The organism is Novosphingobium sp. PP1Y (genome assembly GCF_000253255.1).
Lineage (GTDB): Bacteria > Pseudomonadota > Alphaproteobacteria > Sphingomonadales > Sphingomonadaceae > Novosphingobium.
The window spans coordinates 1-13446 of the sequence record NC_015580.1 but is presented as its reverse complement, the minus strand read 5'-3'; the positions used below and the strand labels follow the sequence as shown (position 1 = coordinate 13446).

13 protein-coding genes are annotated in these 13446 nt (G+C 62.4%); 3 read left to right on the top strand and 10 right to left on the bottom strand.

Annotation, left to right across the window (positions count from 1 at the left end):
- Window positions 1-31 precede the first annotated feature (31 nt).
- From PP1Y_RS06195 to PP1Y_RS06170, 6 genes are all read right to left on the bottom strand, one after another.
- On the bottom strand, window positions 32-1018 hold the full coding sequence (locus tag PP1Y_RS06195; protein ID WP_013831476.1) for a ParB/RepB/Spo0J family partition protein: 987 nt from the start codon (window positions 1016-1018) through the stop codon (window positions 32-34).
- On the bottom strand, window positions 1015-1791 hold the full coding sequence (locus tag PP1Y_RS06190) for a ParA family protein (RefSeq protein ID WP_007012619.1): 777 nt from the start codon (window positions 1789-1791) through the stop codon (window positions 1015-1017). The genes PP1Y_RS06195 and PP1Y_RS06190 overlap by 4 nt, the downstream gene beginning before the upstream one ends.
- Complete coding sequence (gene rsmG, locus PP1Y_RS06185; protein WP_041558628.1) at window positions 1788-2429, bottom strand: 16S rRNA (guanine(527)-N(7))-methyltransferase RsmG; 642 nt, start codon at window positions 2427-2429, stop codon at window positions 1788-1790. Before rsmG ends, PP1Y_RS06190 begins: the two co-directional genes overlap by 4 nt.
- A complete protein-coding gene (mnmG, locus tag PP1Y_RS06180) occupies window positions 2426-4273 on the bottom strand; it encodes a tRNA uridine-5-carboxymethylaminomethyl(34) synthesis enzyme MnmG (protein WP_013831474.1) in 1848 nt (615 codons plus the stop codon). The genes rsmG and mnmG overlap by 4 nt, the downstream gene beginning before the upstream one ends.
- 69 nt (window positions 4274-4342) lie before the next feature.
- Entirely contained in the window at window positions 4343-5620 is a 1278-nt protein-coding gene (gene mnmE, locus PP1Y_RS06175; RefSeq protein ID WP_013831473.1) for a tRNA uridine-5-carboxymethylaminomethyl(34) synthesis GTPase MnmE, read from the bottom strand.
- A 44-nt stretch (window positions 5621-5664) separates the two neighbouring features.
- On the bottom strand, window positions 5665-5934 hold the full coding sequence (locus tag PP1Y_RS06170; RefSeq protein ID WP_013831472.1) for a DUF6489 family protein: 270 nt from the start codon (window positions 5932-5934) through the stop codon (window positions 5665-5667).
- A 120-nt stretch (window positions 5935-6054) separates the two neighbouring features.
- Here PP1Y_RS06170 and PP1Y_RS06165 point away from each other — a divergent pair, with 120 nt between their 5' ends.
- Genes PP1Y_RS06165 through PP1Y_RS06155 form a run of 3 tightly spaced genes read left to right on the top strand, consistent with a single transcriptional unit; the run spans window position 6055 to window position 9351 of the window.
- Window positions 6055-6756, top strand: a complete 702-nt coding sequence (locus tag PP1Y_RS06165) for a dienelactone hydrolase family protein (RefSeq protein WP_013831471.1) — start codon at window positions 6055-6057, stop codon at window positions 6754-6756.
- 17 nt (window positions 6757-6773) lie between these two features.
- Window positions 6774-8360 carry an FMN-binding glutamate synthase family protein gene (locus tag PP1Y_RS06160; RefSeq protein WP_013831470.1) on the top strand — a complete coding sequence of 529 codons (1587 nt, stop codon included), beginning with the start codon at window positions 6774-6776 and terminating at the stop codon, window positions 8358-8360.
- A 22-nt stretch (window positions 8361-8382) separates the two neighbouring features.
- Window positions 8383-9351, top strand: coding sequence for a quinone oxidoreductase (locus PP1Y_RS06155; RefSeq protein ID WP_041558627.1), 969 nt, complete (start codon window positions 8383-8385; stop codon window positions 9349-9351).
- 20 nt (window positions 9352-9371) lie between these two features.
- On the opposite strand, the gene PP1Y_RS06150 is transcribed toward PP1Y_RS06155, so the two are convergent.
- The 4 genes from PP1Y_RS06150 to hemE all read right to left on the bottom strand — a co-directional run bounded on the left by PP1Y_RS06150 (window position 9372) and on the right by hemE (window position 13107).
- Window positions 9372-10076: a YjbE family putative metal transport protein gene (locus PP1Y_RS06150; RefSeq protein WP_013831468.1), complete on the bottom strand. Its 705-nt coding sequence runs from the start codon at window positions 10074-10076 to the stop codon at window positions 9372-9374.
- 33 nt (window positions 10077-10109) lie between these two features.
- Complete coding sequence (gene rho / locus PP1Y_RS06145; protein ID WP_013831467.1) at window positions 10110-11366, bottom strand: transcription termination factor Rho; 1257 nt, start codon at window positions 11364-11366, stop codon at window positions 10110-10112.
- A gap of 219 nt (window positions 11367-11585) precedes the next feature.
- Complete coding sequence (locus tag PP1Y_RS06140; protein WP_013831466.1) at window positions 11586-12029, bottom strand: CopD family protein; 444 nt, start codon at window positions 12027-12029, stop codon at window positions 11586-11588.
- A gap of 46 nt (window positions 12030-12075) precedes the next feature.
- Window positions 12076-13107, bottom strand: a complete 1032-nt coding sequence (gene hemE, locus PP1Y_RS06135) for a uroporphyrinogen decarboxylase (RefSeq protein ID WP_013831465.1) — start codon at window positions 13105-13107, stop codon at window positions 12076-12078.
- Window positions 13108-13446 lie beyond the last annotated feature (339 nt).

The window sequence follows — 13446 nt, the reverse complement described above, 5'->3', positions numbered from 1 at the left end:
ACACAGGGCGGCCCCACGCGGCTGCCCCACCTCAGATCGACCCGCCGGTCAATCGCTGGCAGATCAGATCGAGCTGATCGAGCGTTGCGTACTTGATCGTCACCGTACCCGACTTGGGATCGGCATCTGCATTGATCTTCACCGGCAGACCGAGAAATTCCTCGAGGTGATTCTGGACGGCCGCAATGTCGGCATCTTCCGAAGCGTTGCGGGCCGTGCGAACCCGGCGCGGCGCCGCATCCCCGCGCGCCTTCTTGCGCACCAGCTTCTCGATCTCGCGGACCGACATCTGTTTGGCGATCGCCGCTTCGGCGATCTCGGCCGCTCCCTCACAACCGATCAGGGCGCGCGCATGCCCCATCGAAAGATCGCCCTTCTCGACCATCACGATCACATCGTCCGGCAGCGCGAGGAGGCGCTGGAAATTGGCGACATGACTGCGGCTCTTGTCGACCATGCGGGCGATCTCGGCCTGGGTCATGCCTTCCATCTCGGAAAGCCGATTATAGGCCCGCGCCTCTTCGATCGGGTTCAGGTCTTCGCGCTGGAGGTTCTCGATCAGCGCCAAGGCCATGACTTCGCGTTCGCTCAGATCGCGAATCAGCGCGGGGATCTCGTGCAACTGTGCCTTCTGCGCCGCGCGCCAGCGACGTTCACCGGCGACGAGCTGGTAGCGGCCATTGGCCATAGGCCGCACGATGATCGGTTGGATCACCCCGCGCTGGGCAATCGATGCAGCCAGTTCTTCGAGCGCCTCTTCCTCGAAAATGCGGCGCGGCTGATCCGGGTGCGGGGTGATATCGGATATCGAAAGCGTGGCGAGACCACCGACGCGCGGTGCGTCCGCCGCCGATCCGCCCGCTTCATCCGAATGTGCGAGCGGTTCCTCGCGGCGTGTCTCACCCAGCAAGGCACCGAGGCCGCGTCCCAGCCCCTTGGGCTTCTGCTTAACCGGTTTGGCTCCCACAGAGCTCAGTCCTTGGGGAGCGCTCATACGGACAACAGAATCTTCGCTCATGCCGCTTTCCTCTTCTCGGGCAGTCGGGTGATCAGTTCCCGGGCCAGCGCCATGTAGGCGCGACTGCCGGCACAGGCGTGATCGTAAATCAATGCAGGAACGCCATGGCTGGGCGCTTCGGACAGACGGACGTTGCGCGGGATCGTCGTCTCGAACACCAGTTGGCCAAGGCACGAGCGCACATCGTCAGAGACCTGCTCGGTGAGGCGATTGCGCCGATCGAACATGGTGAGCGCGATGCCGATGATGCCGAGGTCTGGATTGAAGCGCTGCTGAACCCGCTCCACCGTCTGGAGCAGCTGGCTCAACCCCTCGAGCGCGAAGAATTCGCATTGCAGCGGTACCAGCAAGGTATCGGCAGCGGTCAGCGCATTGAGCGTCAGCAGCCCCAGCGAGGGCGGACAGTCGATCAGGCAGACGTCGTAGCCGATATCCTTGCGAAGGGCGTGCTGGAGACGGTGAGCGCGGTCCTCGGCGCCGACCAGTTCCACTTCGGCCCCGGACAGGTCGACTGTGGCGGGCAGGAGATCGAGTCCGGGAATACGCGTCGGGATGACGCAATTCTCGACCGGTGCCTGATCGACCAGCACATCGTAGGTCGATGCATCGCGCTCGGATGCCGAAATGCCGACTCCGGTCGATGCATTGCCCTGGGGATCGAGGTCGATAAGCAGGGTCTTCCAACCCGTGGCCGCCAGCGCAGTCGAGACATTGATCGCTGTGGTCGTCTTGCCGACGCCGCCCTTCTGGTTGGCAATCGCGATACGGATCACTTGGTCTTACCCTTCCTGCCGGTCAAGTTGCCGACAATAATGCCTGCCTGCGGGTCCGTAAGAGACTGTTCCACGTGGAACACATGCCGCCACTTGCGAAGGTCATCCAATTCTTGCTGTGCAGACCGCCCTTTGGGCAACAGCCAGATCGTGTCACTTGTGGAAAATCGAGCGGATAATGTCAGAAGTCGGTCCAACGGTGCAAATGCACGCGCGGAAATGACCCCCACCTGACATGTCTCGACCATTTCGAGACGCTGACCGACGATCCTTGAGCGCTCCAGACCCATGGCGATTCGCGCGCGGTCGAGCCATTCGATTCGGCGCGTGCGCGATTCGACCATCAGCACTTCAAGTTCGGGCCGAAGTGCTGCGATGACGAGACCGGGAAACCCCGCCCCTGTTCCCAGGTCCATCCATGGCAGCGATGTTTCACGTGAAACATGCGGCAACAATTGCGCGCTATCGACAATGTGGCGAAGCCAGACCTGATCGAGGCTTGCCGCTGAAACGAGGTTCTGCCGCTGATTCTCCTCGACCAGCAAATCCACCAGCCTCTCGAGCCGGGTCATGGCCGCATCGTCGCATTCGGGCAGCGCTCGCAACCAGGCGCGCGCTTCATCTTCCGTGGTAATCAAGCAGCCTCCCGACGGGCATGAACAAGCAAAGCAGCCAGGGCTGCAGGGGTAATTCCGGGTATGCGACCGGCCGCCGCCAAGCTCTCCGGTCGGGCCCGCGTCAGGCGCTCGACCATCTCGCGAGAGAGACCCGGGATCTCGGCATAAGGAAAATCTTCGGCGAGTGGCAGGGCATCGCTCGCCCGCAGCTCGCGCAGTTCCCGCTCCTGCCGTTCGAGATAGGGAGCATAGGCAGCGTCTTCCGTGACTTCCTCAAGAAGCGACTGGTCATCCAACAGCGCGGGGCCGACCCATTCGGTCAAACCGGTGATTTCCACACCATCGAAACGCAACCACTCCCGGATCGGCATGCGTCCGGCATCGCTGCGAACGGGAAGTCCCGCCGCTACCAATTCGGAAGCCGAAGGCTTCTGGTCCATCGCACCGTTGAGGGCCGCCCTCGCCTGCTCGCGGCGCGCGAACCAGGCGCGACGTGCTTCACCGACGGCACCGACGGCAAGACCGAGCGGCGTCAGACGCGTCGAAGCATTGTTCGCACGCAGCCGCAGACGATACTCCGCGCGCGCAGTGAGCATGCGGTATGGTTCGCTGACACCATGCAAGGTCAGGTCGTCGATCATCACCGCCATGTAGCTGTTGGCCCGATCAATGGCCGGGGCCTCTTTTCCAAGAACAGCCGCGGCAGCATGCATGCCCGCCACAAGTCCCTGGGCAGCCGCTTCCTCGTATCCAGTCGTCCCGTTGATCTGGCCAGCGCAATAGAGCCCGGGCATCTCGCGCAACTCGAGGCTTGAACGCAGGGCGCGTGGATCGATGTGATCGTACTCCACGGCATAGCCGGGCACGACCATCTCTACCGTCTCGAGGCCTTCCATCGTGCGCAACATTTCAAGCTGCACGTCCGCCGGAAGCGAGGTGCTGATCCCATTGGGATAGACGAGGTGCGTCCCCAGCCCTTCCGGCTCGAGGAAAATCTGATGGCCATCGCGATCGGCAAAGCGATGAATCTTGTCCTCGATGGAGGGACAGTAGCGCGGCCCCAGGGCCCCTATCGCACCCGAGAAGAGAGGCGAGCGATGGAGATTCGCGCGAATGACATCATGGCTGCGAAGGTTGGTACGGGTAATCGCACAGAACACCTGCGGGTTAAGGCGGCGCTCACCCATCGCCGACATCGTCCAGAACTCGCCGTCCGAGGGCTGCTCATCGAGACGAGCCCAATCGATCGTGCGGCCATCGAGCCGTGGCGGCGTCCCGGTCTTGAGCCGTGCCATGGGCAGCTGAGCACCGCGCATCTGCGCTGCCAGCTTCTGGGCCGAGGCCTCGCCGATGCGCCCACCGACAATACGCTCCTCCCCCCGGAACAGGGTCCCGCCCAGGAAGGTCCCGGTGCACAGGATGATGGCTCGCGCCATGAGCCGCTCACCACCGGCAAGATCGATGCCGACCACGCGCTCACCGTCGAAGACCAGCGCCGCCGCCTCGCCCGCAACCAGAGTCAGATCGCCCTGCTCCTTGAGCAGGCGATGGATCGCCGCTTTGAACAGGCGCCGGTCAGCCTGGATGCGGGGTCCCTGCACAGCACTGCCCTTGGAGCGATTGAGCATGCGATAATGGATCGCGGCCGCATCGGCTGCGCGAGCAATCAGGCCATCGAAGGCATCGACCTCGCGAACGAGGTGCCCCTTGCCAAGCCCGCCGATCGCAGGATTGCAACTCATCGCACCGACGGCGTCGAGATCGAAACTGACGAGAGCGACGCGTGCGCCCATGCGGCCGGCAACTGCAGCCGCCTCACAGCCGGCGTGGCCGCCGCCAATCACGATCACATCAAATGTATGCATGGTGATGCCGCTTACTCGAATGCGGGATTCGCGTCAAAGCGACTTGCACTGTTCCACGTGAAACATGCGCTATTTGCCAATGCAAAAGCGACCGAACAACGCATCGAGCATATCCTCGGTCGTCGTACGGCCAACCAGAGCATCGAATGCAACCCGGGCCAGCCGCAAGGCTTCCGCCACAAGAAGAGGATCGGTCTCGCGAACCGCAGCGGCAACTGCGGACGCCGCTTCGCCGACGAGCAGATGCTGCCGGCGATTGAGCGCTGCATCACCGGGCCGGGGCATCATACCTTGCGCGGTCAGGATGAGGTCCCGTCGAAGATCGTCCAGGCCAGAACCCGTCACTGCCGAAACCCGATGACGCGGTTCAGTCTTTCCGTCGAGATCCACACGGTCGCTCTGCGCGGCGATCTCCCAGGCACCGCGAGGCCCTTCTCCTTCCGGCCCCAACCAGAGTATGAGATCAGCACCATCCAGAGCCGCCCGGGCACGGGCTATACCGATCGCTTCGATCTCGTCCCCCGTCTCGTCGCGCAGGCCGGCTGTATCCGCAAACACGAAGGGCATCCCGCCAATGGCGACCGCTCGCGTGAGCACATCGCGGGTCGTACCGGCGAGCGGCGCAGTGATCGCCGCCTCGTCTTCAACAAGCGCATTGAACAATGTGCTCTTGCCCGCGTTGGGCGGTCCGGCGAGTACGACGCGGAAACCGTCCTTCAGCCGTTCGGCACGTGGGCGCTCCAGCCACTGCGAAAGTTCCACGTGGAACTTCGCAAGGCCTTTGAGGAAGTCCTCGGGCAAGTCGGCGACATCGTCCTCATCACCGAAATCGAGAACTGCCTCGACGGCAGCCGAAGCTGCGAGGACCCTGTCCCGCCAGATTTCGACCTGTCGGGAGAAGGCACCGTCGGCCATGGCCAGGGCGCTGCGGCGTTGCAGTTCGGTCTCGGCCGAGAGCAGGTCGGCAAGCCCTTCCGCCTCTGCGAGGTCGATCCGGCCATTGGCGAAGGCACGCCGAGTGAACTCACCGGGAGTTGCGCGGCGCAACTTCGGCATTTGCGCAAGCGCGGATTCGACGGCGCTCACCACTGCCCTGCCCCCGTGCAAATGGAACTCGGCAAGGTCCTCGCCCGTCGCCGTGTCGGGGCCGGGGAACCAGAGCACCAGTGCATGATCAAGGATGGCACCATCACCACCGCGCAGCTTGCGATAGCTGGCGCGGCGCGGCGATGGAATGGAACCGGCGAGCGCCGTCATCGCAGCACCAGCCTCTGGCCCGCTCACGCGCAGGACCCCGATGGCAGCGGGCGGCGAACCACTCGAAAGCGCAAAAATCGTATCGGTCATGAAAGGCCCATGCCCCGTCGAACGGAGCGAGGGAAGAGGCTAGATCAACCGTCCTTCTTGGGCTTGTTCTGACCCGATCCGCTCATCGCCATCTGTGCCCCGCTTTCCATCAGCTGCTGAAACAGCTTGAGTCCGAACTGACCCATGGGAGCGATCTGCTTGGCCATCTCATTGAGTTGATCGAAACTGCCCACACCCTGCATCGCATTGGTGATCGCATCGACGTAGACCTCGTTGGCCTTCGTGACATCTGGCAGACCCAGGAAACGCCGCGCCTCTTCGGGGGAGCATTCCACCTCGACATTGACCTTCATGCGCGTCTCCCGCTTGAAATTTACTTGCCCTAGCTGACACATGCGCTTGGCAAAGTCCATTGCCCGTGCCTAACTCCACCCAAAGAACCGCTCAAACGAACTGCCGACGAGGAGAGTCTCATGACCACGACCAACACCGAAATTCCCACGCTGGATGGCGACGGCACGATTCCGGCCTATGTGGCCAGGCCCGAGGGAACACCCCGCGGCGCCATCATCGTCCAGCAGGAGATTTTCGGCGTCGACGCCGGCATTCGCAAGAAGGCCGACGGCTGGGCCAGCGAGGGTTATCTCGCTGTCGCGCCCGATACCTTCTGGCGCCAGAAGCCCGGAGTCGAGCTCGATGCCGACAAGCCTGAGGAATTCCAGCAGGCCATCGCATACATGTCGAACCACGATTTCGACCTCGGCATTCGCGACATCGAGGCCGTGATCCACTGGATCCGCCGCGAGGCTGGAGTCCCCAAGGTCGGGCTGGTGGGTTATTGCATGGGCGGCCGCATTGCCTACATGACCGCCGCGCGCACCGATATCGATGCCTCGGTCGGCTACTATGGCGTGATGATCGACCAGATGCTCAACGAGAAGCACGCGATCGCACGCCCCCTCATGTTGCACATGCCGACTGCCGACGGATTCGTTCCGCCCGAAGCGCAGAAGGCGATTCATGAGGGGCTGGATGATCACCCCAAGGTCACCCTTCACGACTATGAAGGCCTCGATCATGGCTTCGCCGCAGAAATCGGCTCGCGCCGCGACAAGGCAGGTGCCGCGCTTGCGGACGAACGAACCACGGCATTCTTCGCGGAGCATATCGGCTGATCGCGCGTTAGCTCGGCATGCACTTGGCACCTCGCTATTTCGTGCCACTGGCGGTCGTGGTTCTCACGGCCGCCTGCTGGCTGATTCACCCCCTGCACTGGGCCCTGGCGGTCATGGTGCCAGTGCTATTGCTGACCTTGTGGGATTTCAGTCAGAACCGACATGCCCTGAGGCGAAACTATCCGCTCATAGCGCGTATCCGCTGGCTGTTCGAAGACCTGCGACCTTACTTGCGCACCTATATCGTCGAGAGCGACCGGGAAGGACGGCCTTTCACCATAGACGAGCGCAGCCTCGTTTATGCGCGCGCCAAGGGCGATATTTCCACGCACCCGATGGGGACCGAGCTGGACGTCTATTCCGACGAATATGAATGGCTCGGCCACTCGATCGCGCCGAACGAGGATGCACCCAAAAGCTGGCACGTGCGCATCGGCGCCGGCACTTGCGCCAAGCCCTATGACAGCGCCCTGCTCAACATCTCGGCGATGAGTTTCGGCTCGCTATCCGCCAATGCGATCGAGGCCCTCAACAAGGGCGCAGCGATTGGCGGATTCGCTCACGACACCGGCGAAGGTTCCATCAGCCGCTATCACCGCAAGCACGGCGGAGACCTGATCTGGGAACTGGGGAGCGGCTACTTCGGCTGTCGCACCAAGGACGGCAAGTTCAACCCTGACCTGTTCGCCGAACAGGCTCAGGACGATCAGGTCAAGATGGTCGAGATCAAGCTCAGCCAGGGAGCCAAGCCCGGCCACGGCGGCATGCTTCCCGGCGCCAAGGTGACTCCAGAAATCGCCGAGGCGCGCAGGGTGGAGATCGGCGAGGACTGCATTTCGCCAGCGGGCCACTCGACATTCTCGACACCCATCGAGCTGCTTGAATGGGTTGTGCAACTGCGCGAGCTATCGGGTGGAAAGCCGGCAGGCTTCAAACTCTGCGTCGGTCAGCCGCACGAAGTCATGGCCATCGTCAAGGCGATGATCGAGACCGACATCACTCCGGACTTCATCGTCGTCGACGGCGCAGAGGGCGGAACCGGCGCAGCACCGCAGGAACTGACCGACAACGTGGGCATGCCGCTGCGCGAGGGACTCATCCTGATGCGCAATGCTCTCGTCGGCGCCAACCTGAAGGATCGCATTCGCGTCGGCGCCTCGGGCAAGGTGCATAGCGGTGCCGGCATGGCCCGGTCCTTCGCGCTCGGCGCCGACTGGTGCAACGCCGCGCGCGCCTTCATGTTCTCGTTAGGCTGTGTGCAATCGATGAAGTGTCATACCGGCGAATGCCCGACCGGTGTTGCCACCCAGATTCCCTGGCGTCAGCGCGGACTCGTGGTCGACGACAAGGCGGAGCGCGTCGCACGATTCCAGAGCGAAACGCTCAAGGCCCTGCGCGAGATCGTCATTGCCATGGGCTATGAAAGCCCCTGGGAACTGACCCAGCACGACATGTACCAGCGCATCGACAGCGCCAAGGCCGGTCCGCTCGACGAAGTTTACGGTTTCGTGAAGCCCGGCCAGCTTGTCGAAGATCCCGATTCCACCCAATATGCCCATGCTTGGCGCGTGGCCCGTGCGGATACCTTCCGCCGCGTTTTCTGAATTCGTTCCAAGGACCAGGACAATGACCACCGGATACCGGATGATCGTACCCGCCCATGGTGGCCCCGAAGTCATCGAGCGGGAGGACTTCGAGGTCCCCTCTCCCGGTCTCGGGGAAGTACTGATCGAGACCGAAGCCGTCGGCCTCAATTTCATCGACACTTACTACCGCAAGGGACTCTACGACGATCCCTTGCCGATCACGCTGGGATCGGAAAGCGTCGGACGGATCATTGCACTCGGTGACGGGGTCTCCGGATTTTCTATCGGCGATCGCATAGGCTGCACGCAGAACGGCGGTGCCTATGCCACGCATCGCATCATTCCCGCTTCCAGAGCCATTCCGGTGCCCTCGGCCATCGAACCGCAGATTGCCGCCGCAGTGATGCTGAAAGGCTTGACCGCCTGCTACCTGGCCGAAGACACATTTCCGGCGAAGGCAGGAGACATTGTCCTCGTCCACTCGGCTGCGGGCGGCGTAGGTTCCCTGTTGGTGCCCTGGCTACTCGACAAGAACGTTACCGTGATTGCCCACGCCGGTTCACCCGAAAAGGCTGCAAGTGTTCCCGGTGAACACAATCTCTCTTGCGCCTTCGCTGAATTGCCCGAGGCCGTGCGAGAATTGACATCGGGCCGGATGTGCAATGCCGTCTACGACGGTGTCGGTGCTGCCAGTTGGTCCGCCTCGCTGGCCTGCCTGCGGCGGCGCGGGATGATGGTGAGTTATGGGAATGCATCGGGCCCCGTACCGCCGATTGCCGTCCTGGACCTCATGAAAGGCGGCTCGCTCTATCTCACGCGCCCTACCCTGGCCGACTACATCGCCACGCCAGAGATGTTGGCGACCAATGCCGCCAAACTGTTCAATCGTATCGGCAGCGGCATTCTCAAGCCGCAGATCGGAGCGCACTTTGCACTGCCCGATGCGGCCGAAGCCCACAGGGCCCTGGAGAACCGCGCGACCACGGGGTCTACTGTTCTCCTTCCCTGAAGGCTAAGACAAAGCGGATTTCAGACGAGAGAGACGATGCCGAGGTGCGGGTCGATCCAACCCTCGTAGATCATCTTGAGAGCCACGTAGAGGATCACCGCAAGGCCGACATAGCCGATCCAACGGTAGCGCTCGATATAACGGGCGATGATATTGGCTGCGACGCCCATCAGGACGACGGAGAGCAGCAGGCCGACGATCAGTATCCCGGGATGCTCGCGCGCTGCACCGGCGACGGCAAGCACGTTGTCGAGGCTCATCGATACGTCGGCAATGGCCACGGCCCAGGCAGCGCCTGCAAAGCTCTTGGCAGAGCGCAAGCCACTGTGCTCGTCACCCTCGATCTCGGGAGAACCGCCGCTTTCACCGGCACCATCCCGCAATTCGCGCCAGAACTTCCACGCGACCCACAGAAGCAGCAGGCCACCTGCGAAAATCAGCCCGACAATGCCGAGCAGCCAGGTTACGGCCAGCGCAAAGGCGATACGCAGAACGAGTGCGGCACCGATACCGATGAGGATCACCTTCTTGCGATCGGCCGCAGGAAGACCCGCCGCCAGCGCGCCGACAACGATAGCGTTGTCGCCGGCCAGCAGCAGGTCGATCATCAGTACCTGACCGAAGGCAGCAAGGGCTGCCGCCTCGGTGATGTTCGAGAAGTCGTTGACGATATGCTGCCAGATTTCTGCCGGTCCACCGATCGAACCGCTGGCAACAAGAGTCATCAGGATACTCACGGAAAGCTCCCTTCGACGGCCTTACTGGTTCATTGTCGCGAAGAAGTCTTCGTTGGTCTTGGAATCCTTCATCTTGTCGAGAAGGAATTCCATCGCATCGACCGTGCCCATCTGCATCAGGATGCGGCGCAGGACCCACATCTTGGAGAGCTGGTCCTTGGGAACCAGCAGCTCTTCCTTGCGGGTGCCGGACTTGCCGACGTCCAGAGCCGGGAAGATGCGTTTGTCGGCAACCTTGCGGTCGAGGACGATCTCCGAGTTACCGGTGCCCTTGAACTCTTCGAAGATGACTTCGTCCATGCGGCTGCCGGTATCGATCAGGGCGGTGGCGATGATCGAGAGCGAACCACCCTCCTCGATGTTGCGCGCCGCGCCGAAGAAGCGCTTGGGGCGCTGCAGGGCGTTTGCGTCGACACCGCCGGTCAGCACCTTGCCCGAGCTGGGCACGACGGTGTTGTAGGCGCGGCCGAGCCGAGTGATCGAGTCGAGCAGGATGACGACATCGCGCTTGTGCTCGACGAGACGCTTGGCCTTCTCGATCACCATTTCCGCGACCTGCACATGGCGCTGGGCCGGCTCGTCGAAAGTCGAGGAGATGACCTCGCCCTTCACCGAGCGCTGCATGTCGGTCACTTCTTCCGGGCGCTCGTCGACGAGCAGCACCAGCAGGAAGACTTCCGGATGGTTGTCGGTGATCGCCTTGGCGATGTTCTGCAGCAGCACGGTCTTACCGGTGCGTGGCGGCGCGACGATCAGGGCACGCTGGCCCTTGCCCTGCGGGCTGATCAGGTCGATCACGCGGGCCGACTTGTCCTTGACCGTAGGGTCGAGGCTGTCCAGCTTGAGGCGTTCGTCGGGATAGAGCGGCGTCAGGTTGTCGAAGTTGACGCGGTGGCGCACCACGTCGGGATCGTCATAGTTGACGCTCATCAGCTTGGTGATGGCGAAGTAGCGCTCACCGTCCTTGGGAGCGCGGATCTCGCCTTCCACGGTATCGCCTGTACGCAGGCCCCATTTGCGGACCTGGTTGGGCGAGACGTAGATGTCGTCCGGGCCGGCGAGATAATTCGCTTCGGGACTGCGCAGGAATCCGAAACCGTCGGTCAGCACTTCGATCGTGCCCTGGCCGATGATTTCCTCACCGTCTTCGGCGACTTCCTTGAGAATGCCGAACATCAGGTCCTGGCGGCGCATCGTCGAAGCGCCTTCTACTCCCATTTCCTCGGCCATCTCCACGAGCTCGGCCGGGGTCTTTTTCTTCAGTTCTTTCAGATGCATCTTGCTTGGTTTCCGAATGGAAAAGTTTGGATACGGCCGGCTGATCGAGGGGCTTGGGGAAAGCAGATCCGGGCTTGCGGACGGGCGTCGCAGCCCAATGCCGGTGGTCTGCCCAGATAAGGCCTGCGCGGCCCCCGGTCAACGGAACACTTCTCCCAGGCCGTGCAAGCGGGACAAACTGCCTCGCCCGCACGCCGGACCATCATTCGGAGGTAGGATTCAGAACGGCTTGACGACCACCAGGACGACGATGATTGCGGCAGCAAGCCCGGGAATTTCGTTCAGCAGGCGCAGCGTCTTGCCCGTAAGGCTCCGCTCGCCACGCGCCAGCTTCTTGCCGTAAGCGACAAGCCAGCCGTGATAGCCGCTCAGCGCCACGACGAAGAGCAGTTTGGCATGCAGCCAGCCCTGGCTCCATGCGCCGATCGAGCTGGCCAGCGCCAGACCGAAGAGCCAGACCATGATCAGTGAGGGAGTCAGGATGATCTTGCGCAGCTTGGCTTCGCGATCGACCCACTTCGCCTCCTCTTCAGAGCCGGGTGCCGACTCCTGATGATAGACGTAGTATCGCGGGAGCATGAAGAGCCCGGCCATCCAGAAGATCACGAAAATGATGTGGCCGGCTTTCAGCCAAAGGTAGGTGGTCTGCAAAATCTGCTCCATGAGTCACCACTGGCGCGTGAAGGCCGCGCCCTCCTTCCTTCTACACTTACGCTTGGCGCTGCCAGGCTCGAACGACCCGCAGCAGGTCCTCGACATGGGCAATCGGCGTATGTTGACCGATCCCGTGGCCGAGGTTGAACACGTGGGGACGACCGGCGAAGGCATCAAGAACCGCATGGGCCTGTTTCTCGAGGTCCGCACCGCCCGAAAGCAGCAGCAGTGGATCCAGGTTGCCCTGCACGGGCATGCCTTCGGGCAATTCGCGCGCGGCCCAGATCGGGTCTATCGTCTCGTCGATCCCGACGGCGTCGACTCCGGTCTCGCGGGCATAGGCGGCCAGCTTCTCTCCGGCGCCCTTGGGAAAGCCGATGATCGGTGTCTGCGGGTGCAGGGCCCTGATGCGCTCGACGATGCTCGCATTGGGCGCCACTACCCATTTCTCGAACTGCGCGGGGGCAAGGCTGCCCGACCATGAATCGAACAGCTGGATGGCTTCGGCGCCGGCCGTGATCTGGCCGCTGAGGTACTCGACCGTCACGTCGACGATTCCCTCGATGATCGCCTGGAAGGCCGCAGGATCGCGATAGGCCATGGCCCGGGTCTCATGCTGGTCCCGGCTCCCCTCGCCTGCGACCATGTACGTCGCGACGGTCCAGGGGCTTCCTGCAAAGCCCAACATCGTCTTGTCGGAATCGAGCGAGGCCCGAACCTTGGCGACGGTATCGTAAATCGGGGAAAGCCGCTCGGGCACTGCGGTGAGTCCATCGAGCATATGATCGACGAGGCGCGGGCTCAGTTTCGGCCCTTCGCCTGCAAGGAACTCGAGATTCTGTCCCATCGCGTAAGGTACGATGAGGATGTCGGAAAACAGGATCGCTCCATCGAATCCGAAGCGGCGGATTGGCTGCAGGGTAATCTCGGCCGCGGCGTCGGTGTCGTAGACCAGCGCGAGGAATCCGCCCTTCTCTGCACGCAAGGACCGATACTCCGGAAGATAGCGTCCAGCCTGCCGCATGAGCCAGATTGGGCGTTTGCCGGAATTTTCGCCACGGAGCGTGTTCAGAAGGAGGCCTGGCATCGCGTTTCGGGTCCGATCAAAAAAATAAGAGATTTTATAAAAGGATGATGGAGTCTGTTGGCCCTGTGGATATCGGGGACGGGCGACCCTTGCCCGATTTGTCCCGGATTGAACAGGGTGAAGTGGCCGATGCGACTCTCCCTCGCTGCAGAGTCAATCAAACGTTTTGCGCCTTATCCCCAGCCTGTGGAATGACTCCTCGGACTGTCCACAAGTACCCCCTGTGGAATCTGGACGATGGGGACGGAATCGCCCTCGCGAGTTGTCACCGGATCGCTCCCGTGGTTTATGCCGCTACATATCCACAGGCCGCCACAAGGACCTCGCGAGACCGCATTC